Raw genomic sequence first — 24,099 nt, forward strand, 5'->3', positions numbered from 1 at the left:
TATTGTTGTTGTCGCTAGGTTTATTGTTGTTGTCGCTAGGTTTATTGTTGTTGTCACTAGGTTTATTGTTGTTGTCGCTAGGTTTATTGTTGTTATCACATGGTTTATTATTGTTATTGCCAGGTTTAATATTTATTTTTTTACAAGATTTATTGTTAATAGATTTAATATTTATTTTATTACAAGATTTATTTTTGTCATTATCACAAGATTTATTATTATCGTTGTTACAAGATTTAACATTGTTAGATTTGGTATTTTTATCTAGAGAACAATTAGATACAAAGTTGTTGCATTTAGCTTTAAAATCCGATATATTGTATTTGGAGTTAAGACTTTGTGCATTTGCAGTACCTACGCTTCCTAATAATACTGCACCTGCTATTAATGATGCTGATATTTTCTTAAACGATTTTTTCATTTGACATTCCTCCTTAAAGATTTGTACTAATTTGCTTTTTGAAAATGACTGAAATTTTCTAAAAGCTTTTCTTTGTTGTACAGTATATCATTTAAAAAGAAATTTTTAAGAGGAAAATATTAACACATAAACCCCTGTATTGATCAATCGCAGTAAAATACAGGGGTTTACGTGTGCATGCTATTTTTAACTAAAATGTAATTAATATTAACTGAATTGTAATAATTTAGTCATTATTTTTCAATCTATATTCGAGGGGATACGCTATGGAACAAGTAATATTAGGCATAATACTTTTATTTTCTATATTAGGAGCTATGGATAAAATATATGGGAATAAGTTTGGATTAGGTGCAAAATTTGAAGAGGGATTTATGTCCATGGGAAATTTAGCGTTGGCTATTATAGGAATATATTCTCTGTCTCCAGTCATTGCTAATGTTTTATCCTATGCTATAGGGCCATTATTTAAAAATATAGGAATAGATTCTTCTATTTTATCAGCATCCATATTAGCTTGCGATATGGGAGGATATATTTCTTCTATGAAATTAGCTCAGTCTAAAGAAATAGGACTATTTTCAGGAGTTATATTGTCTTCTATGTTAGGTACTACGGTGATATTTACTATTCCTGTAGGTGTTGGAATTATAAAAAAAGAAGATCATTCTTATTTTGCAAAGGGAATATTAGCTGGAATAATAACTATACCGTTAGGAAGTATCGTTGGGGGATACTTGTTAGGAATATCTTTTAAAAGTCTTATTTTAAATGCTTTACCAGTTATTATGATTTCTGTTTTACTAGCTATTGGGCTTACTAAGTATCCTGAAAAAATAATAAATTTATTTAGTATTTTAAGTAGAGGAGTAACTGCTATTAGTATGTTCGGATTAGTATTAAGTATGATTGACGTAATTACTGGAATTAAGATATTAAAAGGAATGGGATCTTTTACAGAAGGACTTAAAGTAGTTGGTAGTGTAGTGATAGTTTTGTCAGGAGCCTATCCTATGATATACTTTGTTAGTAGGTTCTTTGGTAATACAATATCAAAATTGGGTAGAAGAATAGGTATAGGAGAAAAAGCTATAATGGGACTAATGGTATCTTTAGCTAATAATATACCTATGTTTTTTATGTTTAAAGAAATGAATAGCAGAGAAAAAGTTTTATGTAGTGCATTTATAGTGAGTGGAGCATTTACTTTTGGAGGACAATTAGGATTTATATCAGGAGTTGAAAAAACAGCTATAGTTCCATTTATAATCGCTAAATTAGCTGGGGGACTGAGTGCTTTGATTTTAGCTTTTATACTAACAAGACATGATGAAGTATGTGTTAGTGAAAAAGGAAGCAACAAGCTATTATCATAAAGTTATAGTTTAATTAAATGTAAGGATCATATAATGGGAGGTGCTTAATTTGACTAGAATATTAAAAGATAAAGATTTTTATAGAACTATGTTATCTATAGCTTTACCAGTTACATTACAAAACTTAATATCATCTTCTCTTAATATGATTGATACTTTTATGATTACTGGTTTAGGAGAAGCGAGTATAGCAGCTGTAGGACAAGCAAACCAAGTATTCTTCTTATTCTCTATACTTCTTTTTGGAATAAATAGTGGAGCATCTATATTTATAGCTCAATTTTGGGGAAAAAGAGATGCTTCTAATATAAGAAGAGTATTGGGATTAGGAATTATAATAGGTAGTATAGTAGGACTCATATTTACAATAGCAGCTTTAGTATTTCCAAGGACTATAATGAGAATACTCATAAATGATCCAGAAGTTATAGAGCTTGGAGTTAAGTATCTAAGAGTAGTATGTATAAGCTATATTTTTACTTCTATAACATTTGCTTATAGTGGTGCATGTAGGAGTGTAAGACAAGCAAGATTACCTATGGTAGTAAGTGGATTATCTATAATAGTTAATACTGTATTAAACTATTGTTTAATATTTGGTAAATTTGGTTTTCCACAATTAGGAGTGAGTGGAGCAGCATTAGCTACAGTTATAGCTAGAGTAGTAGAAGCATTGACTATCATATTTATTATTTATCGTGATGGAAGTAGGAATGTACTAGCAGCTAAAATAAAAGAAATGACAGATATATCTATTGGATTTGTAAAGAAATTTTTAAAGACTATATCTCCAGTTATATTGAATGAAGGATTGTGGTCATTAGGACTAGTTATGTATTCAATAGCCTATGCAAAAATAGGTAAAGAAGCTACTGCTGCAGTCCAAATAGCAACTACTATACAAAATATTTTTATGGTTTTATCATTGGGGTTAGCAGGGGCATGTGCTACAATGATTGGAAATAAGATAGGAGCTAATGAAGAAGAAGAAGGAATAAGTTATGCTAAAAAGTTTTGTATTATAGGAATTATTACTGGGACTATATTAGGAATACTATTATATGTTTCAGCTCCATTTATTTTGAAATTGTTTAGCAACATATCTCCAGAACTTTTTGAAACAGCTAAAAAAATAATAAGAGTAATTGCTTTCTATATTCCATCTAAGTTATACACAAGTATACTAGTAGTAGGTATATTTAGAGGTGGTGGAGATACTAAATACTCTATGATTTTAGAAGCTGGTTGCGTATGGATAGTAGGGGTACCACTTGCTTTTCTAGGAGCACTAGTATTAAAACTACCAGTTCACTGGGTTGTTGCGCTAGCATACTCAGAAGAAGCAGTAAAAACTATTCTAGGAACACCTAGAGCTTTATCTAACAAATGGATTAAAAATCTAGTAGATGATATATAAAGAGATTAATTATATTAAATTCTAAGGATTAATTTTAAATTAATAATATAAGTCGAAAAGATATAGAAAGAGACTATTGATAATAGTCTCTTTCTAATTATTATACATATAATAAAGCTTAATAATAAATAGTATATATAGATATACTTATCATGAATTAGAATTATAGTTTAAAAATTGACAGGATAAAACTATATTATAGGAAATATACAAAGATACTTGTCATATTTCCAGGGAAATTAATAAAAAAAGCATGTTTATGATGTCAGATTATTTGAGTTGATAAGATTATATATTTTAATGTTCTATCCTTATGAAGACATGTAAGTATATCTCAAACATGTACTTTTAATATGAAGAATAATATAATTATTAATAAGAATGTAACACATAGTAAATATATATAACTAAGTCAAATGCTTTTCAGTATATACAAGGAAAATATTTTTAAAACAATTTCTAAAATTATAAACATAAATAATTTAAAAATCTTATTGTAAATCTAATATTTTATAAAAGCTTCTAGGTAACATAGTATTTTTAAGGCTTTATAGGATATTTAATGATTTAGAATATAGATACTCTAATTAATAAAAATTTATTAACTTAAAAAATAACATATTTATTTAGGAGGTTGAGTATGGAGACTAATCATAAATTAAGGAGTCTTAGAAAACTAATGTTAGAAAAAGGCATAGATGCATATATAATACCAAGTTTTGATGCACATCAAAGTGAATATGTACCGGAACATTGGAAATCAAGAGCTTGGGTTTCAGGATTTACAGGTTCAGCAGGTACTGTTGTAGTGACTATGAATGAAAGTGGACTATGGACAGATGGTAGATATTTTATACAAGCAGAAGAACAACTTAAGGGAAGTGAAATAAAGTTGTTTAAAATGAGAGAACCAAATGTTCCTACAGTTACGGAATGGATTGAAAATAATTTAGAGTGTGGAAAAACTGTAGGATTTGACGGGAAAGTTTTTTCATGTAAAGAAGTAGAAGAAATGAAAGACAGTTTCGACAAAAAAGGAATAAGAATTAATTCTGAATATGATCTTATAATGGATATATGGGAAGATAGACCAGATCTTCCACTTGAAAAAGTATTTATTCACGAAGTTAAATACACAGGTATGACAACAAAAGAAAAGATAGAAGTAGTAAGATCTAAGATGAAAGAAAAAGGAGTAGATCAATACATATTAAGTTCATTAGATGATATAGCTTGGTTATTTAATATAAGGGGAAGAGATGTATCTAATAATCCAGTTACAATTTCATATGCCTTAATCTCGCTGGAAGATGCATATATTTTTATAAATAATAAAAAAGTTACATCAGAAGTTAAAAAATTTTTAAATCAAAATGGAGTTGAAATAAAAGAATATTTAGATATAGAAGAATCACTAAAGAGTATAGATAAAACTTCTAAAATTTATTATGATCCTTCTAAGACAAGTATATGGATTTATAATTCTATACCTTCAAGTTGTGAAAAATTAGAAGGAAAAGATATAGTAATGTTATTAAAGGCTACAAAGAATGATGTTGAAATAGAGAATCTTAAGAAGTGTCATATTAAAGATAGCGTTGCAATGGTAAAATTCCTTTATTGGCTGGATAACAATGTAGGAAAGGAAAATATAACTGAGATTTCAGCTAGTGAAAAATTAGAGACATTTAGAAAAGAAAGAGAAAACTTTATAGAACCAAGTTTTGATACTATAGCAGGATACAAGGATCATGCAGCAATGATGCACTATAAAGCTACTGAACAAAGTCAGTATGAATTAAAATCAGAAGGGATGCTTTTAGTAGATTCAGGTGGCCAATACTTAGATGGAACTACTGATATTACAAGAACTATAGTTCTTGGAAATATAACAGAAGAAGAGAAAAGAGATTTTACATTAGTTCTTAAAGGTCATATAGCATTAAATAGAACTAAATTTTTATATGGAGTTACTGGTACTAACCTAGATGTTATTGCTAGGCTTCCACTCTGGGAGCATGGAATAGATTATAAATGTGGAACTGGTCATGGAGTAGGATATTTACTAAGTGTTCATGAAGCACCTCAAAGATTTGCGATGTATTATAATGATACTGTACTTGAAAGTGGAATGGTTATAACTAATGAACCGGGAGTATATAAAGAAGGTAAGTATGGAATAAGAACGGAAAATACTTTACTAGTTGTTGAAGATGAAGAAACAGATTCAGGTCAATTTATGAAATTCGAAGTTATATCATTTTGTCCTATAGATTTAAGAGGAATAGATATAAATCTTCTTACTAATGAGGAAAAGGAATGGCTAAATAGATATCACAAAGATACTTATATAAAATTATCTCCATACTTAACTCAAGAAGAAAATCATTGGCTAAAAAATGCAACTAGAGAAATTTAGAATGATATAAATTAATATAAAGATGGAAGTCTCAGATGATATATTTTCTGAGACTTTTTCATTATATAATTTTCGTATGATAAGGAATTGATAAGTATATATAAACATAATACTTATATTATAATGAAAATATTATATATGCATTTTGAATTGAAGTGTTTGTAATTTTAGCCACTTAAAGCTCACGAAATTTAGCTAATTTAAAATTGATATAATGAATCGCTAATATATATAGAAAATACCAATATATAATTATATAAAATATGTTAATATTATGATATATTTTACATAATATAGTATATTAATGATGAAGAAAAACATTTTATGAAATTAAAAGTAGTTGAAGCTATTAATAATTACAGGGGGGATAAAAGTGGGATATTCTATGGTGTTAGATCAATTTAATAATATACTTGAAAGCTTAAAAGAAGATTATAAAATATTTGCTCCAAAGGTATTTAAAGATAAAGGAACTTATTCTGATACGGATATGATAAGGTATGGAGAGATAAGTAGTGTAAAAGAAATAGAGTTTGATCAAAAGTCTTATTACTCAGCAAAAGAGCTTATATTACCTATAACTCAAACGTTGTTTTATTTTACAGAAGATAATGTAATAGAACCTAAAGTAGATAATGAAAAAGGCATAATAATTTTTCTGCGAAGTTGTGATATAAATGCGATCGAAAGATTAGATGAAATTTATTTAAGGAATGGTCAAGAAGATCCATATTATAAAAAGTTAAGAGAAAAAGTAAAATTAGTTCTTATAGAATGTAAAAATAGTTTTGAAAATTGTTTTTGTGTAAGTATGGGATCAAATAAAACAGAAGATTATTCTTTATTCATAAGAAAGAAAGACAACGACATATTAGTTGACTTAAAAGATGATGAATTTTTAAGATATTTTGAAACTTATGATAAATCAGAAGTCTTGCCTAATTTTATAGAAAGTAATGAGATAAAAGTTAATATACCAGCAAATCTAGGAATAGATGCTTTTAGTTATGATTTATGGGAAGATTATTCTTCAAGATGCATATCGTGCGGTAGATGTAGCACTGTTTGCGGGACATGCTCTTGTTTTACTATGCAGGATATATTTTATAGCGATAACTTAAGTACAGGTGAAAGAAGAAGAGTATGGGCATCTTGTCAAATAGATGGATATACAACTATGGCAGGCGGTCATGAATATAGAAAAGATAAGGGTGAACGAATGAGGTTTAAAACTATGCATAAAATATATGATTTTAATAAAAGATTTGGATATCAAATGTGTGTAGGATGTGGAAGATGTGATGATGCTTGTCCTGAATATATTTCTTTTTCACATTGTATAAATAAATTAGACAAATTAGTTAAGGAGGTTAAATAAATGAAAAATAATATTTATTTACCTTTTAAATCAAAAATCATAGACATAATACCCCAAACCGATATAGATTTTACATTTAGAATGGAATTTAAAGGAGATGTAAAACCAGGACAATTTTTCGAAGTATCAATTCCAAAGTATGGGGAAGCTCCTATATCTGTATCAGAAATAGGTGAAGATTATGTAGATTTAACTATTAGGAGAGTTGGAAAGGTCACAGATATAATACATACATTTTCTCAAGGACAACATCTCTTTTTGAGAGGTCCTTATGGAAATGGATTTGATATAAATATATATAAGAATAAAGAAATAATTATTGCTGCCGGTGGGACTGGACTTGCACCTGTTAAAGGTGTTATAGATTACTTTATTAAGAATTTAGAAGAAGTTAAGAAATTTACTCTTATATGTGGTTTTAAGTCTCCAAAAGATATACTTTTTAAAGAAGAGGTTGAAAAATGGAATAAATATATAGATGTTATGCTAACAGTAGACGAATCAGATGAAGAATACAATGGAAGGAAAGGACTTATTACAGAACATATTAAAGATATTTCAATAAAAAATTTAGATGAAACAAATGTAATAGTGGTAGGCCCTCCTATTATGATGGAATTTACTACAAAAGAATTTATAAAAAGAGGGATAAATGAAGAAAATATATGGGTTTCTCATGAGAGAAAGATGTGTTGTGGAGTAGGAAAATGTGGTCATTGCAAAATTAATGATGTATATATTTGTTTAGATGGTCCTGTTTTTAACTATAGTAAAGCTAAGGCACTAGTAGACTAAGGGGTGAAAATATGGATATAAACACAAAAAAATTAAAGAAAAATGCTTTTAGAGTGACTAAGGAAAGAGGAAAGACAGCAGCTAGGATAAGAGTACCAGGGGGACATATAGAGTCAAAACATTTAAGAATATTACAAAACATAGCTGATAAATATGGGAATGGAACACTTCATATAACTACAAGACAAGGATTCGAAATACCTGGAATACCTATGAAATATATACCAGATGTAAATAAAGAATTACAAAGTATAATAGAAGGTTTAGAAATAAATCAAGTAAGTCCTAATAGCGGATATCCAGCATCAGGAACTCGAAATGTATCTGCATGTATAGGTAATAATGTGTGTCCTTTTGCAAATTACAACACAACTAAATTTGCCAAAAATCTAGAAAAGGCTATATTTCCAAATGATTATCATGTTAAAATAGCTCTGACTGGATGTCCTAATGATTGTATTAAGGCTAGAATGCAAGACTTTGGAATTATAGGAATGACAGATCCAGAATATGAGGCTTATAGATGTATAGGATGTGAAGTATGTGTTAAGAACTGTAAGAAAAAAGTAACTGGAGCTTTGAAATTTGAAAATTATAAAGTTAAGAGAGATAGTGAAAAGTGTATAGGATGTGGAGAATGTATATTAAAATGTCCTACTTCTGCTTGGACTAGAAGTAATGAAAGATATTATAAACTAGTTATTATGGGGAGAACAGGAAAGAAAAGACCAAGAATAGCGAAAGAGTTTGTCACATGGATAGATGAGAAAAGTATAATTAAAATAATTTTAAATACTTATGACTATATAGAGAAGTATATAGATAAAGATGCCCCAGGAGGAAAAGAACATATAGGATATATAGTAGATAGAACTGGGTTTCAGGAATTTAAAAAATGGGCGTTAAAAGATGTAGAATTGGGTGAAAAGGCTATAGTAGAGTCTAATATATATTGGGAGTGAACTACTACCACTTATAGAAGTGGATGGCTTCCTAGTCAATATCTCTAATGAGACAAGTTTATCTAGGCTCTAAAGGTTGAACCAACCTCGGAATATAGCATAAGAACTTCTATATTGGCGTATATACTTGGTTTTCGCTATACCAACTGGGCGAGTGCTTGAATATTTTACGCTATAGAGTATTTCCTATAGCAACTCTATATATTCAGTTTTTAGTTGTTCTTGAAGTTATAGCATCACAATTTAGTAAATACATCTAGTATTTACTAAATTAGTATTAGCTATCTCACACCTAGAGAGTATGGGAGAATTTCACACAGTCTGTTAAAAAGAGCAGGATTACATCCTGCTCTTTAATCTTTTGTATTTATTTAAACCTATTACAGCTGCACCTATAGCACCATTAAGTTGGGATAAAGGAGATGTGTATACTTTTTTCTTTAATTTATTGCTTATTATATTTGTAAGTTCATTACTTTGAGCGAGACCGCCAGTGAACATTATATCTTCTTCTATACCAACTTTACTTGCTAAAGTCACGATACGATTTGCAATAGAGTGTAGTATTCCACTTGCTACAGATTCTTTAGAGGAACCATTTGCCAACATACTTATTACTTCAGATTCAGCAAATACAGTACACATACTATTTATAGATTCAGGTACAGCTCCTTTTGTTAAATTATCTATATCTTTGATATCAGAACCTAGTAGATTAATCATGACTTGAAGAAATCTGCCTGTACCTGCAGCACATTTATCATTCATTAGAAAATCTACAACGTTACCGTTATTATCTAGTTTTATAACTTTACTATCCTGACCACCTATATCTAGTATAGTTCTGACATCATTATTTAAAAAATGAGCACCTTTAGCATGACATGTAATTTCTGTTAAAGTTTTGTCTGCAAAGTCAATAGATACTCTACCGTATCCCGTTGCTACTATAAAAGCGTGCTCCTTTTTTATACCTGTTTTATCTAATAGAGTTAGAAGAACTTCTTCACATGCATTTTTGGGACTCCATCCTGTAGGAATAATAATATGTTCAATTATTTGTCCATCAAATACAATGCCTTTTGTTGCTACAGATCCTGAATCTATTCCTATAGAATACAATGTGTCACCTCCTAAAGACATTAAAGCATTTCTATAAATGCAGAAATACGAGTTTGTAACTGACCAATATCTGACTTAGAATAATCAGTTTCTATACTCATATAAGGAATATTTTTATTTTCGTTTAAGAATTTTTTAATTCTATATGTTTCAACATTATATGTGTGACATGCTTGAAGAACAATATCTACAACTCCATCTACTTTATATTCATCTACTAATCTATCTAATAGTTCTATTCTGTTATCATTAGGAGATATACAAGAGCATGCAACGTTCAGATATTTATCAGTTAATGCATCAATAGGATCAATGTCTTCATTAACTAGAGTGTCATTTCCTTTGACACCAGTGCAATTCTCAAAGCAGACAACTGCTCCGCCATTTTCTTCTATTATTTGAATTACTTTTTCTGTTGCTCCACCTGTAGGACAACCAGTTATAAGTATTCTAGGAGCATCTTCAGATACTTTTCTGACACCGTTATTATATTCCTCCATAACACTTTTAATCATATTATCTATAGTTTGATTTTGTTCATTTTTATCAGTTTTAAATGTTGCACCATATAAAACTTTTAGAATTTCTAGTCCTGTGATTGGAGGAGGACAAAGAGTTCCTAATTCATAGAATTTTTTTAACATACGTCTTTCTTCATTACGAGCTTTAATAGCTTGTTTTAGATTTTCATCTGTTATTTCAACATTGAATTCTTTTTCTATTCTCTCTTTTAAAACTACCATTTCATTACGCCAAAGGTTATAAGAATCATCACCTATAGTAGTTTGAGGTAACTGCATTACATGGACAGGTTTTATGTCATTCATATATTCATACATTTTTTTCTTTCCATCGCAAGTAGTTTCACCAACTATTAAATCAGAGAAATAAAAATATGGACATGTATCTGTTATAGCAAATCCATAGCTAGACTTAATAAGAGGACAAAGATTTCTAGGAAGATGTTTTTCTGCTTCTGGAATTGGTTCATCACTCATAGCACATAAAGATATAGGAATAGCATCAGCTGCTAATATAATTTCCCAAGGAGTGAAAACACAATAAGTACCTACGATATTTTTGCCTTTCTCCTTTAACTCTTTTACATCTATGAAACCTTTTTGTCTAGCTTCATCAAACTCATTAAAAGCTTTTGGTAAACTAATAGACATTCAAATCATCCTAACTTTTTAAATTTTTTAAATTATGTCACAAAAACCATTTTATTGTAACAATCATATTTTAATATTGTTTAAAAAAATACTCTAATAGAAAAAGCCTATACTTGATTTGATGTGTATAGACTTTTCCTATTAGAACATTTAGTCTTATTTTAACTTTAACATATAGAAGTCAACAGGATAATGTTAAAGGTTGATAACATGAATTTAAGTTGAAAAATTTATCAAAGCATTTCTATAAATGCAGAAATACGAGTTTTTAACTGACTAGCGTCAGATTGTGAATAGTCTGTTTCTATGCTCATATATGGTAAATCTTTTTTGTTATTAACAAACTTTTTCACTTTGAAAGATTCAACATTATATGTATGACAGGACTGAAGGATGACTTCAATTATGCCATCTACTTTATATTGATCTATAAGTTTGTTTAATAATTTAAACCTTTTCTCATTTGGAGATATACATGAACAAGGTATATTTAAATACTTTTGTGCTAATGCGTCTATTGGATCGATATTTTCATCTACTAGTTCGTCATTGCTTTTTGCACCACCACAAGTTTCAAAACAAACAACTACTCCACCATTATCTTCAATAGTTTTTATTATTTTTTCAGTCGCTCCACCGACAGGACAACCAGTTATAAGTATCCTAGGAGAATCTAAAGATATTTCTCTCAAGCCATCATTGTATTCTTCAAGAATATCATCAGTAAGTTCGTTGATGATTTCAATCTGACTTTTTTTATCAGTTTTAAATCCTGTGCCATGAAGTACCTGTAACATTTCATAGCCTGTCATAGGTGGAGGACAAAGACAGCTTAGTTCATAAAATCTTTTTAAAGCTTTTCTATATTTATTACGAAGTTTAATAACTTCTCTGAGCTTATCATCGGTTATAATAACATTAAATTTATTTTCAAGTTTTTCTTTTAGAGAAACTATCTCGTTACGCCAAAGGTTAAAAACGTTTTCCCCTTTATTAGTTTGAGGTAATTGCATAACATGAACAGGCTTTAGCTCATTCAAAAGTTCATACATTTTCTTTTTACCATCGCAAGTAGTTTCACCAACTATTAAATCAGAAAAATAAAAATATGGACACGAATCTGTAACAGCAAATCCATAACTGGATTTAATAAGAGGACAAAGGTTTCTAGGTAAATACTTTTCCGCTTCTGGTATAGATTCTTCACTAGTACCACATAAACTAACTGATATGGCACCAGCTGCATCCATAATTTCAACAGGAGTGAATGCACAGAAAACTCCTACAATGTTTTTCCCTTGCTCTTTCAATTGCTTTATTGCTATAAAGCCTTGTTGTCGAGCGTCAGTGAAATCATTGAATTTTTTAGGTAAACTAATCGTATTCAATTGCATCACTCCTTGAAAAATATAGAAAAATAAATATAAATTATAGAGTATGGAGGTAATACTATAATCAAATTCTAGTTCATTATAGTCAATATGTCTAATAGAAAAAGTGTATATTTATATTAAACTGTATTGATAGAAGTTATTAATATAAAAAAGAAGCAGTAAATTTCTTTACTGCTTCTTGAATAATGCCTATTTTCCGTAACGATTCAAAATACCTTCTAGCATTCGTGCATGACGTCCTTCATCTTTTGCAGATTCATAGAAATAGTCTCTTGCTGATAGTAGTCCTAGTTCTTCTGCTTTTTCTGCGGCTTCTTTTTTACCTTGATTTGCAAAAATTTCTCCTTCTAACATTTGTTTAATGTTATCAAATATATTATCTTGAATCATACCATTTAATTCTGCAAAATGAGCAGCATGTTCAGCTTCTTCCCATGCCATAGTTTTTAATACTTCGGCAATTTCAGGATATCCTTGTCGTTGAGCTTGGCGTGCCATAGCAAGGTAAATTCCTGCTTCACTGGTTTCACCATTAAAATTTTGTTTTACGATTCTTTCTAAGGCTGTTCCCTTAGTTTCACCAATTTTATTTTCAATTGTTAAATTTCTTTTCTCCATTTTAATTCCCCCTATAACTATATTGGTTTGAAGACACTCAATATTTTTTTTGATATTTCTTTATTTGTACGTTCCAAGTCGGCAAAATACATAAAATTACTTCCTTTATAATCTAAAGCATCTCCAAATAGAGCCACTTCCATGGCACTACGGATGATGTTAATAATACAGTCTTCATCATGATAAAGTTGACAATTTTTACATTGATTCAAAATAAAAATAATTGAATTGATAAGTGCTTCTTCATCATAAATTTTCGTATCGTTATATGGAATTCTATCCATTCCTCCATCAATAAATTCATCTTGTTGTTTAAAACAAGTAAGTAATGATTGTTCACAATAACCTATTAGACAGTCATCTTTTTGACAAGAATTACAATGGTCTTCTGATAGACAACATTTGCCTATCTCTTGAATCAATGCATTAAAGTCAATATGTCTGTTCAATCTAATTCTCCTTTCCCCTAAAAATACTACAATGTAGTAACTACCCTAATACAAAGTGAATAAACAAATTTTAACATTTTTACCATAGCTACTATAAAATTGAGTATAAGGAGAGATAGGATAAAAATCAATACTAATATTTATTAATAAAGTTTAGTAAATGCTTATAAGGTAGAATTGAAGATTAAAAGATTCGAATCTTGCTTTTTATTTTGAAGATAACAATGGTATGTTTAATAAATATATAGAATAGAAAATAACAATATTGCAATTCAGATCCATTATCTTTTTCTATTTGACATAATTGGTAGTATTATGTAGAATTGTTTTGGATATCGATATAATTTTAACAATGAAGTCGAATGTATTTAATATCCAAATAACAAAAAAAGGGGGAAAATGTTGACTTCTGAAATAAGAAAGCTATATGACGGATAAGGTCAACATAAAGTATGAGTATTATATCTACTTTAGAGAATATTATAAGGTCATCTATTAGTGCATTAAATGGATCTTCATTTTGGATAGTTATAAGCTATGCATTAGCTGGAATTCTACATAATGTATTAAATCCGGAAAAATTTCAAAAGATGCTAGGGAATAAAAAGTTCTCCTCAATATTAAAAAGTACTATATCTGGAATGTTACTACCAATATGTAGCTGTGGAGTATTTCCTTTAGGTGTTAGTATGTATTATTCAGGAGCATATTTAGGTCCAACACTATCATTTATGACAGCAACTCCTATTATAAATCCAGCTGCAATAATATTATCTCTTGGACTTTTAGGTAAAGAAATTACAATTATATATCTTATTGCTGGCTTCACAGTACCAATAATAACAGGATTGTTGGCTAATAAATTTGCAGGAGATGAGATTTGCTACATAGATGGTGCAGATGAATTTGACGATGATTTTGACATATTAGATGATGAAGAAAAAGACAGTAGAAGTTTAAGAGAAAAGCTCGTTGAAGGGCTAAAATGGGGATTTTTAGATTTAGGAAAATCTATAAGTAAATATATAATACCTGGAATGTTACTTGCTGGATTTATTCTTACAATAGTTCCACAACACTTTATACAAGAATATCTAGGTAATCCAAGCTTGATATCATTAGGTGGTATAGCAATAATAGCAGCATTAATGTATGTTTGTGCAGTAGGTCACATTCCATTCATAGCAGCTATAGTTGCAAGTGGAGCATCACCAGGTGTTGCTATAACTTTTTTAATGGCAGGGGCTGCTACAAATCTTCCAGAGTTGATAAGTATGTATAAGATGATTGGAAAACGTACTACTACAATTTATCTATCTACTACGCTTATATTTTCTTTTATGTTTGGATATTTAGCGAATAGAACTTTATTAGAAAACTTCATTCCAGTAGTTAATTTTGATAGTTCCAAAAAGACTATAAAAATAGCTAAATCGCTGATTATAAATGCACCTGATTCTGTAAGATATTTATGTTCTTTAATTGTATTTTTTCTATTTGTATATGCTATTTGGCCAAAACTAAAAAAACTTGTAATTAGTGAGAGTGTATAAGTGTGAAAATAAAAAAAATTTTTATTTTGATAATTTCTTTATTTCTTATAGGATGTAGCAATATATCAGCTAATGAAAAGAAAAAAGATGTTGGTGTAAAAGAAAACAATAAAGCTTTAAATTATTTTAGAAAACATTTTCCAGAAAAAGAGATTATTAAATGTTCAGAAAAAGATATAAATGGAGATAAAATTAATGATTTAGTAGTAATTTTTAAAGATGGGAAAAAAGAAAATTCAATGGTTGTAGTATTTAGTGAAAATAAGAGTTATGAGGTTACAAATAAAGTTCATGCTCCAATCTCTAATCAAAATATACAGTTTAAAGATATAGATAATAAGATACCCATAGAGATAATAGTGTCAGGTTCTAAGAATAACAAAATAGGATATGCTGTTTTTAGGTTAGAAGATGGAAAGATAATAGATATATTTGGAGATGGAATGGATGATTGTTGTTAAAAATAAGGAGGTAATGAACTATGATTAAAAAAATTAAAAATATATCATTATTTTCAATAATGATATTATTGGTAGCAACTTTTATATCTGGATGTTCAAATAAAGATAGCAAAGAAAAAAATATAACTATATCTAAAACAGATAACTACAAGATAAAAGTCGGATACTACAATTGTGACCATATGGTATCAGCACCTATAGCAGATGCAGCAGGTATATATAAAGAACTAGGAATTGATGCAGAAGTTATAGGAAATGCAAAGGTTCCTCAAGCTATGTTAGCAGGTCAAATGGATGTAGGATACATAGGAATAGATAATGTAATTAAATCTGTAGATAATAAAGTTCCTATGATAATAGGAGCAGATAATCATATAGGTGGTTCATATTATCTTGTGGTATCAAATGACATAAAAGATCCAAAAGATTTAATAGGACAACCATTAGGAATAGGTTCAAATCCTGAGAAAAGTTCAGGTTGGGTTGAATTTGCAAGAGAACTTGGTATACCAGTAGAAGGTAAAAACTATGAGGCAATTGATTTTGCTTCAGATAAAGATGCTTATTTAGCATTCAAAACTGGAAAAATAAAAGGATTTATTGCTTGTGATCCATGGGGATCAATGGCGGAATATGAAAAGACAGGGAAAATATTAATAACTTCTTCAAAATTAGAAGGACAATGGGGAGATTGTTGTGTTCTTTCCATAAATAAGGATTTTGCAGAAAAACATCCAGAACTAGCTAAGAAGGTAGCTCTTGCTCATACTAAAGCTATGGAATTTGTATATCTAAATCCATTAAAAACAGCTAAAATATTTGCTAAAACTTATATGGTGCCTGAAGAGGTTGGACTATTAACTGTTTATAAGAAAACAGTTAAAGAAGGTAGAACACTGTCATGGAAGATAGTACCTGAGCAAATAAAGCATGAATTAAGTTGGAAGCAAGAAAATGGATACGTTCCAAATACAGTAACATACGAAGAACTAGTAGATAGTAAGTTTATAGATGAATCTGGAGCAGATGATTTTGATAAATTCATAAAAGAAAAAGTAGATCCTGTATTTCCAGTAGGAATGTCTTATGATGAATGGAAAACAAAGGCAAAGAAATTAGGAAAATAAAGATATAAGCACATTAAATATAGCAAGGGGTATCATATGAATAGCTTAACTATAGACAAACTATTTGCTGAAAAGAAAAAGTATGAAGATTTAAGAAAATGTATAGATAAAGGAATGTTTAAAGAATATTCATTAGATGAACTACTTATTGATAATAAATATTTGGATCTAACAGAAATTGAAAAGAAATTGAGAAGAAGCTTAATGAATTATACTTTACAATATAAAAAACCATTTAATATAAAAGCTCCATCAATAGAAGTTATAAAAGATATAGGTTTAAACATTGAAAAGCTTAATGAAATCATAAATCGTTTTGTAGAAAAGAATATAGTAGTCGTGAATGATAAGGGAGATATTAATTTTATATATCCAGTTTCAGCACTTCCTACTCATCATTTGGTTACATTAAGTGACAAGAGAAAATTCAATGCTATGTGTGCAATAGATTCACTAGGCTCAACCTTTACATTTGGACAAGATATAGAAATACTTTCTGAATGTAGTGAGTGCGGGGAAAAAATAAAGATAGAAATTAAAAATGGAAAAATTAAAAGAGTATCTTCTAAGAATATAAGAGTATTACATGTAGACTTAAATAAGCATAAAAACTGGAGTGGAAGCTGCTGAAACATAATGAATTTCTTCTGTAAGAAGGAACATTATGATACTTGGGTTAAGAATATGAATTTAAGAGAATATAAAATATTTTGCTTAGATATAAGGGAAGCATTTCATATAGGTAAGATAATTTTTGATGTAGAGTAATTGAAAAGATAAGGATTATAAGATATGAGACTTATAAACAAAAGAACAGTATTACTTTTGATAGTAATGATAATTATAGTATTAATTATAAATCTGCCAAAAGAATCATCATCAGAAAAAATTAAAGTAGGGGTTTCGGATGATTCTTCAGGTATAGTATTAAACTATATGATAAAAAATGGATTTAAAGCAATTCATATGCAAAAAGATTTTGAGACATATTCAATAAAAGACTGTTGCAGTAATACATCCCAATGGGCTTTGACATCAGATTTATTGGATATATCTATATTATGTCCAGATGCTGCAAAAGCCTTAGTAGAGAAGGATAGTAGATTTGAAATAAATTCTATAGTTATGTTGAATTCAGATATATTTGTATTGAGAAAAAATAACCCTAAGAAAATAGGAATAACGCAGAAAAGATATTATCAAAAAGACTTAGTTAAAGAAAGATTTGGAAATGATGTTGAAATAGTACCTATGATTTCAACAGCTCTTCCCTATGCTCTAGAAAAAGGGATGGTTGATGGTATTGTCATAGACATTTTAAAGGGACTGTCAATAGATGGAGAAAAACTTTCAGCACATACAAATAAGGATATACCTACTTATGTGTTAGTAGTAAGAAAAGATTTTAAAAAAGACGCAAGATATAAAGAGTTTATAGAAAACTTCAAGATAGCTACAACTAAACTTAATAACGAAGAAATACTTTTAAATGAGCTTAAAACTGACAAAGAAAATAACTTTGGTAGAAAGGAGGTTGAAAATTGGAAGAATCTCAAAGTAAAGCTAGTATATATAATAAGTCAGGAACATTAGTAAAGAGTTCTTTATTAAATAATCCTAAAATTTTTATATATAAGTTAATATTTTTTTCATTAATTATATTTATTTGGTATTTTTTGGCTAAATACTATAATAATGACTTAATACTTCCTAGTCCATATAATACAGGAAAGTCTCTGATACAGTCTATTACAAGCAAAGAAGTGATTACAAATATACTTATAACTTTAAAAAGAGTTTTAACAGGGTTTCTGTATGCTTTTTTAATAGGTGTTCCAATAGGATTTCTAATGGGATATTCTAAAATTGCAAATGGTGTTGTAGAAGGATTGATTCATTCATTAAGACAAGTTCCACTTATGGCTTGGGTACCACTTACAATAGTATGGTTTGGGTTAGGTGATGGGCCTACTATATTTTTAATAGCATTTACAGGAGTATTTCCTATTATTCTAAATACTATTGATGGAATCCAAGGTATATCTAAAGACTACTATAATGCTGCAAAAAGTATGGGAGCAGGTCCAGTTAGTATATTTAAAGATATAATTGTACCAGCTACTATTCCTAATATATTAACAGGATGTAGGATTGCTATAAGCAATGGTTGGATGTCGGTAATCTGAGCGGAGTTCATTGCTACGAGTGCTGGGTTCGGCTACTCTTTAGTTGAAGCTCAAACAATGATGCAGACAGATAAACTAGTTGCCTTAATGATAATGGCTGCATTAGTTGGATTTGGGATAGATATACTTTTACAATTACTAAATAAAACTCTTACCAAGTGGAGGGTTAATTAAATAATGCGACTTGAGATAAAAAATATTTCAAAAACTTTTACAAATAAAAAAGAAGTAAATAATGTACTTGAAGATATTAGCTTCAATGTAGGAGAAGGAGAATTTGTAACACTATTAGGACCATCTGGATGTGGTAAAACAACACTCTTAACAATTATAGCAGGATTTCAAAATCCAAGCAGTGGAGAAATCTTCTTAAATGGAAATAAAGTAACAAAACCAGGACCTGATAGAGGATTTGTTTTTCAAAATTATGCTCTTTTTCCATGGATGACTGTTAAAGAAAATATTACATATCCTATGAAACAACTAAAGTTATCTAAAAATGAACAAGAAGAAAGATTACAAAACCTTTTAAAGATAGCTCAGCTTCAAGGAAAGGAAAATTTATATCCTCATCAAATATCTGGAGGAATGAAACAAAGAACAGCCGTAGTAAGATCACTTGCTAGTAAGCCAGAAGTTTTACTTATGGATGAGCCTTTAGGTGCTGTAGACTTTCAAATGCGACAGATACTTCAAAAACAACTAGAGGATATGTGGATGAAAGACAAAACTACTGTAGTTATGGTAACACACGATGTAGATGAGGCAGTATATTTAAGTGATAGAGTTATAGTTATGTCAGACAAAAGGGGAACGGTAGTTGAAGATATAAAGATAGATATCTCTAGACCTAGAGATAGAAATAGTAAGCAATATGATTCTTATAAAAAGCATCTTATGGGAATTCTAAAAATAGCTTTAACTAAAAATCAAATTGAAAATGAGGTAGCTTTTGCTAAATAAAAGGGGGAAATCAAAGTGAAAGTAGCGTATGTTTTAAATACTGATAATTCAAGAACTATACTTAGAGATATGATTATTCCACAACTAGAACAAGGAATACATGGAGCAGAGGTAGTGGGAATGTTCTTTTTAATGGACAATACTTATATGCTTCTAGAAGATTGCGAAATAGGAGAAAAGCTTCAAAACTTACATGAAAAATTAGGAATAGTTCTTTTAGCTTGTGATAAATGTGCATTAGAAAGAGAAGTAGCAGATAAGATGATTGCAGGGGCATCTATAGGATGTTTTCCAACATTATACCCTACTTTGAATTCAGCAGGAGTAGAACATATTATAACATTATAATAAAGAAATTAGTTAGATGTAGAATAAAAAGTATCGACATATATAAGAGTTACTACTCTGTTAAACATAAAACAAAATAAGCTTATATCTTAATCTCCGAGAGAGTAAGATATAAGCTTTAAATTTTTTTATTTATGTATTTTTATAAGAACTTAATAGAAGTAGATTTATTAGAAACTAAGTTCTTTTATAAATGTTTCTTGAAATTCATCACTCATTGATAATTCTAATACTTTTATGTTTTCTTTTATATAAGACATTTTGTCTAATATATCTTTATTAATCAAAGATAGCCTAGCCCCTTCGATAGATGAATTTCCTACAAAAGTTATAGTACCTTTGAATCCTTTAGGAATTAGGGAAATCTTTTTAATACTTTCAGGATTAAGATGATATCCAAAGGCACCTGCAACTACTACTTCATCTACATCATCTATGGTCATACCAAATTGTTTTAAAAGAAGTAATATTCCTGTAGATATAGCACCCTTAGCAAGTTGAACTTGTCTTATATCACTTTGAGAAATATAGATGTCATCTGTGATATAAAAGTTTTTATCTACAAGCCTTTCTAGCAAAGGTTGAGGCATATTTTTATTAAACCTACCAGATTTCAGAACTACTTTTTTATCAATGAGTTCACTCATGATATCTATAAGGCCACTACCACATATACTTTTTGCTTTAATGTTACCTATTACCCCTATGTTAAAGTTGAAGTTATCATCTATATTAAAAGTTTCAATAGCACCACTTTCAGCTCTTGATCCACATGATATGTTCATACCTTCAAGTGCTGGACCAGCAGCAGTTGAAGTTCCAGATAAAATAGAGTTTGATATTAATACTATTTCACCATTAGTTCCAATGTCTACAAATACAGCAGTATTTTCTTTATTGTCAAATCCAGTTGCAACTACTCCAGAAACTATATCGCTTCCTACGTATCCAGATGCACTTGGAAGTAAAGTTACTATGCCTAAAGAGTTAATATTAATTCCTAGTTCTTCAGCATTTATATCAATTTTATCAAGAAATATAGGTTTGTAAGGGGCTCTTGATATAGATATAGCACTTACTCCTAATAAGAAGTGAAGCATAGTAGTATTTGCAGATATAACTACATTATAGATATCATCATTAGAATACTTATTTTCTAATAGAGAATTAACTAAAAGATTAATTTCGTTTATAATACTTTCATGTAGTTCTTTAAGTCCATTTTTATTAGTCATAGAATAAGTAATTCTAGATAATACGTCACCACCAAATTTAGATTGTGGATTTAGAGAGGAGATTTTATTTATAATTTCTCCTGACTGAATATCAACAAGGTAACTTGATATTCCAGTAGTTCCAATATCTATAGCTACTCCTAATAGATTATTAAAACTTTTATCTATATCTAGAATAGTATTGTCAAATACGATCCCTTCTAGTGAATTAATTTTATGATCTAGTAAGTAAGATAGTTTTGAATATATTTTAAGATTTTTAATATCATAATTTAAAGATTCAATATATGGAGTAGAATTAGATTGATCATATTTAGGTAAATTTATTTTTTTAAATCTACTTTCTAGTTTAGTATCTATGGAGTATCCTTTGTTTATAGTCTTTAAATCGTTAGAGTTAAACTTTAAAAGAGTTACTTCAATATCTCCTTGAATCGATGCTTGACATGCTAATCTTATATTTTCTTCATTTTTAATCAAACTTTTTTCTTCATCTAAAGGAGCTGAAAGATTACCTTTAACTTTAACTTTACATTTACCACAAGTTCCAGCACCATTACAAGGAGTTTCAAAGTCCACATTCCCTTTTCTTATAGCATCTATAAGTAGAGTATTTTTAGGAACTTCAATAACTTTATCAAGGTTCTTAATATGAACTTTAACCATTTTAATATTGTCCTTTCTTAACGTAGTCTGTCATAATCTTTAAGTTTTCTATTGGAGTTGACATACCTAGTCCACAGGCTGGAGAGACTATATTTACACCTGCATTAATACATGTTTTAGTTAAACCTTCTATTTTTTCTTTAGAGCCAAAGTTTAATACATGAGTGCTTACATTACCCATTAGTCCAGTCTTAACTATATTTCTAGTGACTTTCATACTTACTATTGAATCAAAACTTAAAGCATCTGCACCTATTTCATTTAAGCTTTCGATTATGTTGTTGGCATTCCCACATATATGAACAATTACGGGTACACCTTTCGCATGTACTCTATCTATGAATTCTTTAAATAAAGGAACAATAAATTCATTAAAACTTTTCGTGCCTAATATTTCACCTGTAGCAGTTGGGTCAGAAACAGCTATAACATCTGCACCAGCATCTATCATACATTCAGCATAGTCTATAGTATATTTATTTACGAATTCTAAAAATTCATGAGCTTGTTTTGGATCTTTTCTAAGCATTTTTAATAGCTTCAATGGATCTATAACAGATGAAGCTGTACTGAAAACTCCTGTTATGTTACCTATTACAGGAACTTCATCATTTTTTAGTTTTTTTATAGCGTTAATTACTTCTGGCATTCTATCAGCAGAAGTAGTATGAATATTATACCTTTCTATAATTTCTTTTACTGAAGATTCATTATATTTACTTACAAGAGGCTCTACTAGTTTTGAACCTAGATCAATTTCTACACCTAATGGCTCAGCTTCTACAGTTAAGCAAAAAGGAACGCCATAATTTTCAAATCCTGTAAGATCATAAACTTTTTTAGCTGCTTCAGCCATTGGATTTGCATCCTTATTATGATTGCCAGAAATATCTTCTAAAACTTCAGTTACAGCAGCATTCATCATACCACCTGGACATATTACAGGAGGTCTATCGACTTTCTCACCTTTTAATACTTTAATTAATCTTTCTTTAGCATTCAAAATCAACACCCCTAAATTCAAAAATATTTGATTTATATTGTCTAATAACTTATAAAAATATTTTAAAATTAGTTTTTAGCCAATATAAGAATCCAATATAACTACTATATAACAATAATATATCAGAATATGTTGGACTTTCGTTATCAAAATATTGTATATAAAAGTAAAGATTAATTCGTTATATATATACTACTTTGTTTTTAGTATGAAGTTATCCAATAGATTAAATGATTTATCTAAAAGTCAAAAAAGATAGTGTAGTGGGAGAAATACACTACTTATAAATTTAAGATTGTAAGTTATTTCTATAAATATATCATATAACGTATTTGAGATATGAATAAATCTGTAAATCCTTAGGTCTTTAGATTTTAAATTATTATAGAAAATATCTATAAATTAAACAATATATATTAGGTTTTGCTATTCGACATATCACAACATTTATATAATAATTGTGATTGAAAGCTTTAAATTTTGTAAGTTTTATCTAAATACTAGGTCAGGATTGTACAATAGTCTATGTAATTCAAAATTAGTTCAGAAAGATATAACTTATATAAATCACGAGATTTATGGATTAGAGATAAGACCATTAAAAGATTTCATTGAAAAACCAGATATAGTTATAATGATAACTAATCCATATCAATCAATGAGAATAATTCAAGGATACACTTATCAATTAGGAGTTCATAAGAATATTAAGATTGCAGGTAATCAAGTATTTTGTTCTGAATGTACAGCAACACCTTATGAAAGTAATGATTTAAATATATCTATGCTGTGTTCTGGAACTAGATATTTTGCTAAATGGGATAATAATGAAATGACTATAGGAATTCCATATAATAAGCAAGTATATTAATTAATGGAATAATGAAAACTATGAATCCTGTAGAGCCAAATAATATTAAGAAGGAAATAGAAGACAGAGCAAATAAACTGGGAAAAAGCGTTGATATATTGTATGATAAAAACTATTATGATGGACAGCTAAAAGTTAAATAGGAAGTTTATACTCGCACTCA

The 24,099-nt window shown here is 29.0% G+C and carries 23 protein-coding genes and 1 pseudogene; 16 read left to right on the plus strand and 8 right to left on the minus strand.

The features are described from left to right. Positions 1-421, minus strand: a pseudogene (locus CLPU_RS08360) (hypothetical protein); the annotation flags it as partial. A gap of 266 nt (positions 422-687) precedes the next feature. Here CLPU_RS08360 and eutH point away from each other — a divergent pair. From eutH to asrC, 6 genes are all read left to right on the plus strand, one after another. Next, positions 688-1,797, plus strand: a complete 1,110-nt coding sequence (gene eutH / locus CLPU_RS08365; protein ID WP_050355214.1) for an ethanolamine utilization protein EutH — start codon at positions 688-690, stop codon at positions 1,795-1,797. A 40-nt stretch (positions 1,798-1,837) separates the two neighbouring features. After that, complete coding sequence (locus CLPU_RS08370; protein WP_235436145.1) at positions 1,838-3,214, plus strand: MATE family efflux transporter; 1,377 nt, start codon at positions 1,838-1,840, stop codon at positions 3,212-3,214. Between the two features lie 640 nt (positions 3,215-3,854). After that, positions 3,855-5,633, plus strand: a complete 1,779-nt coding sequence (locus tag CLPU_RS08375) for an aminopeptidase P family protein (RefSeq protein WP_050355215.1) — start codon at positions 3,855-3,857, stop codon at positions 5,631-5,633. Between the two features lie 373 nt (positions 5,634-6,006). Continuing rightward, positions 6,007-7,011 (plus strand): anaerobic sulfite reductase subunit AsrA, encoded by a 1,005-nt coding sequence (asrA, locus tag CLPU_RS08380; protein ID WP_050355216.1) that lies wholly within the window; start codon positions 6,007-6,009, stop codon positions 7,009-7,011. Continuing rightward, complete coding sequence (gene asrB / locus CLPU_RS08385) at positions 7,012-7,806, plus strand: anaerobic sulfite reductase subunit AsrB (RefSeq protein ID WP_050355217.1); 795 nt, start codon at positions 7,012-7,014, stop codon at positions 7,804-7,806. Positions 7,807-7,817: 11 nt separating this feature from the next. Next, positions 7,818-8,768 (plus strand): sulfite reductase subunit C, encoded by a 951-nt coding sequence (gene asrC, locus CLPU_RS08390; protein ID WP_050355218.1) that lies wholly within the window; start codon positions 7,818-7,820, stop codon positions 8,766-8,768. 339 nt (positions 8,769-9,107) lie between these two features. Here the strand turns inward: asrC and CLPU_RS08395 are convergent, their stop codons facing one another. The 5 genes from CLPU_RS08395 to CLPU_RS08415 form a co-directional block, all read right to left on the minus strand. After that, the gene (locus tag CLPU_RS08395) at positions 9,108-9,890 is read right to left on the minus strand and encodes an acyl-CoA dehydratase activase (RefSeq protein ID WP_050355219.1); all 783 of its coding nucleotides are present in this window, start codon (positions 9,888-9,890) and stop codon (positions 9,108-9,110) included. A 20-nt stretch (positions 9,891-9,910) separates the two neighbouring features. Next, positions 9,911-11,062, minus strand: coding sequence for a double-cubane-cluster-containing anaerobic reductase (locus CLPU_RS08400; RefSeq protein WP_050355220.1), 1,152 nt, complete (start codon positions 11,060-11,062; stop codon positions 9,911-9,913). 233 nt (positions 11,063-11,295) lie between these two features. Further along, positions 11,296-12,456 carry a double-cubane-cluster-containing anaerobic reductase gene (locus tag CLPU_RS08405; protein ID WP_097677554.1) on the minus strand — a complete coding sequence of 387 codons (1,161 nt, stop codon included), beginning with the start codon at positions 12,454-12,456 and terminating at the stop codon, positions 11,296-11,298. Between the two features lie 189 nt (positions 12,457-12,645). Beyond that, entirely contained in the window at positions 12,646-13,074 is a 429-nt protein-coding gene (locus CLPU_RS08410; RefSeq protein ID WP_050355222.1) for a ferritin-like domain-containing protein, read from the minus strand. Positions 13,075-13,091: 17 nt separating this feature from the next. Further along, positions 13,092-13,523 (minus strand): hypothetical protein, encoded by a 432-nt coding sequence (locus CLPU_RS08415; protein ID WP_050355223.1) that lies wholly within the window; start codon positions 13,521-13,523, stop codon positions 13,092-13,094. Positions 13,524-13,975: 452 nt separating this feature from the next. Between CLPU_RS08415 and saoE the strand changes: the two genes are divergently transcribed. The 8 genes from saoE (at position 13,976) to saoD (ending at position 20,161) form a co-directional block, all read left to right on the plus strand. Continuing rightward, entirely contained in the window at positions 13,976-15,076 is a 1,101-nt protein-coding gene (saoE, locus tag CLPU_RS08420) for an efflux transporter SaoE (RefSeq protein ID WP_050355224.1), read from the plus strand. A 2-nt stretch (positions 15,077-15,078) separates the two neighbouring features. Continuing rightward, positions 15,079-15,537, plus strand: coding sequence for a Cys-Cys-COOH (seleno)protein SaoC (gene saoC / locus CLPU_RS08425; RefSeq protein ID WP_050355225.1), 459 nt, complete (start codon positions 15,079-15,081; stop codon positions 15,535-15,537). 20 nt (positions 15,538-15,557) lie between these two features. Next, positions 15,558-16,664, plus strand: a complete 1,107-nt coding sequence (gene saoX, locus CLPU_RS08430; protein WP_200898541.1) for an ABC transporter substrate-binding subunit SaoX — start codon at positions 15,558-15,560, stop codon at positions 16,662-16,664. A 36-nt stretch (positions 16,665-16,700) separates the two neighbouring features. Continuing rightward, positions 16,701-17,294, plus strand: a complete 594-nt coding sequence (gene saoL / locus CLPU_RS08435) for a MerB-like organometallic lyase SaoL (protein WP_050355226.1) — start codon at positions 16,701-16,703, stop codon at positions 17,292-17,294. A gap of 162 nt (positions 17,295-17,456) precedes the next feature. Continuing rightward, on the plus strand, positions 17,457-18,257 hold the full coding sequence (saoB, locus tag CLPU_RS17665; RefSeq protein ID WP_050355227.1) for an ABC transporter substrate-binding (seleno)protein SaoB: 801 nt from the start codon (positions 17,457-17,459) through the stop codon (positions 18,255-18,257). Further along, positions 18,206-19,024: an ABC transporter permease subunit SaoP gene (saoP, locus tag CLPU_RS08445; protein ID WP_239591049.1), complete on the plus strand. Its 819-nt coding sequence runs from the start codon at positions 18,206-18,208 to the stop codon at positions 19,022-19,024. The genes saoB and saoP overlap by 52 nt, the downstream gene beginning before the upstream one ends. A gap of 3 nt (positions 19,025-19,027) precedes the next feature. After that, positions 19,028-19,813: an ABC transporter ATP-binding protein SaoA gene (gene saoA, locus CLPU_RS08455; protein ID WP_050355230.1), complete on the plus strand. Its 786-nt coding sequence runs from the start codon at positions 19,028-19,030 to the stop codon at positions 19,811-19,813. 15 nt (positions 19,814-19,828) lie between these two features. Next, on the plus strand, positions 19,829-20,161 hold the full coding sequence (saoD, locus tag CLPU_RS08460) for a DsrE-related protein SaoD (protein WP_050355231.1): 333 nt from the start codon (positions 19,829-19,831) through the stop codon (positions 20,159-20,161). Between the two features lie 170 nt (positions 20,162-20,331). Here the strand turns inward: saoD and CLPU_RS08465 are convergent, their stop codons facing one another. Beyond that, on the minus strand, positions 20,332-22,062 hold the full coding sequence (locus CLPU_RS08465; RefSeq protein WP_050355232.1) for an ASKHA domain-containing protein: 1,731 nt from the start codon (positions 22,060-22,062) through the stop codon (positions 20,332-20,334). Between the two features lies 1 nt (position 22,063). After that, positions 22,064-23,065, minus strand: coding sequence for a uroporphyrinogen decarboxylase family protein (locus CLPU_RS08470; RefSeq protein WP_050355233.1), 1,002 nt, complete (start codon positions 23,063-23,065; stop codon positions 22,064-22,066). Between the two features lie 511 nt (positions 23,066-23,576). On the opposite strand from CLPU_RS08470, the gene CLPU_RS08475 reads away from it, so the two are divergent. Together CLPU_RS08475 and CLPU_RS18010 are read left to right on the plus strand one after the other, a co-directional pair. Next, positions 23,577-23,936, plus strand: coding sequence for a DUF169 domain-containing protein (locus CLPU_RS08475; RefSeq protein WP_050355234.1), 360 nt, complete (start codon positions 23,577-23,579; stop codon positions 23,934-23,936). Between the two features lie 11 nt (positions 23,937-23,947). After that, positions 23,948-24,079 carry a hypothetical protein gene (locus CLPU_RS18010; protein WP_268760461.1) on the plus strand — a complete coding sequence of 44 codons (132 nt, stop codon included), beginning with the start codon at positions 23,948-23,950 and terminating at the stop codon, positions 24,077-24,079. The last annotated feature ends 20 nt before the right edge of the window (positions 24,080-24,099 follow it).

The organism is Gottschalkia purinilytica (assembly GCF_001190785.1).
Lineage (GTDB): Bacteria > Bacillota > Clostridia > Tissierellales > Gottschalkiaceae > Gottschalkia_A > Gottschalkia_A purinilytica.

Excerpts from the sequence above, each read along its gene's own strand:
- eutH (WP_050355214.1), top strand. The coding sequence starts at position 688 with ATGGAACAAGTAATATTAGGCATAATACTTTTATTTTCTATATTAGGA.
- CLPU_RS08375 (WP_050355215.1), top strand. The coding sequence starts at position 3,855 with ATGGAGACTAATCATAAATTAAGGAGTCTTAGAAAACTAATGTTAGAA.
- asrB (WP_050355217.1), top strand. The coding sequence starts at position 7,012 with ATGAAAAATAATATTTATTTACCTTTTAAATCAAAAATCATAGACATA.
- asrC (WP_050355218.1), top strand. The coding sequence starts at position 7,818 with ATGGATATAAACACAAAAAAATTAAAGAAAAATGCTTTTAGAGTGACT.
- CLPU_RS08400 (WP_050355220.1), bottom strand. The coding sequence starts at position 11,062 with ATGTCTATTAGTTTACCAAAAGCTTTTAATGAGTTTGATGAAGCTAGA.
- CLPU_RS08405 (WP_097677554.1), bottom strand. The coding sequence starts at position 12,456 with ATGCAATTGAATACGATTAGTTTACCTAAAAAATTCAATGATTTCACT.
- CLPU_RS08410 (WP_050355222.1), bottom strand. The coding sequence starts at position 13,074 with ATGGAGAAAAGAAATTTAACAATTGAAAATAAAATTGGTGAAACTAAG.
- saoE (WP_050355224.1), top strand. The coding sequence starts at position 13,976 with ATGAGTATTATATCTACTTTAGAGAATATTATAAGGTCATCTATTAGT.
- saoX (WP_200898541.1), top strand. The coding sequence starts at position 15,558 with ATGATTAAAAAAATTAAAAATATATCATTATTTTCAATAATGATATTA.
- saoL (WP_050355226.1), top strand. The coding sequence starts at position 16,701 with ATGAATAGCTTAACTATAGACAAACTATTTGCTGAAAAGAAAAAGTAT.
- saoB (WP_050355227.1), top strand. The coding sequence starts at position 17,457 with ATGAGACTTATAAACAAAAGAACAGTATTACTTTTGATAGTAATGATA.
- saoA (WP_050355230.1), top strand. The coding sequence starts at position 19,028 with ATGCGACTTGAGATAAAAAATATTTCAAAAACTTTTACAAATAAAAAA.
- CLPU_RS08465 (WP_050355232.1), bottom strand. The coding sequence starts at position 22,062 with ATGGTTAAAGTTCATATTAAGAACCTTGATAAAGTTATTGAAGTTCCT.
- CLPU_RS18010 (WP_268760461.1), top strand. The coding sequence starts at position 23,948 with ATGAAAACTATGAATCCTGTAGAGCCAAATAATATTAAGAAGGAAATA.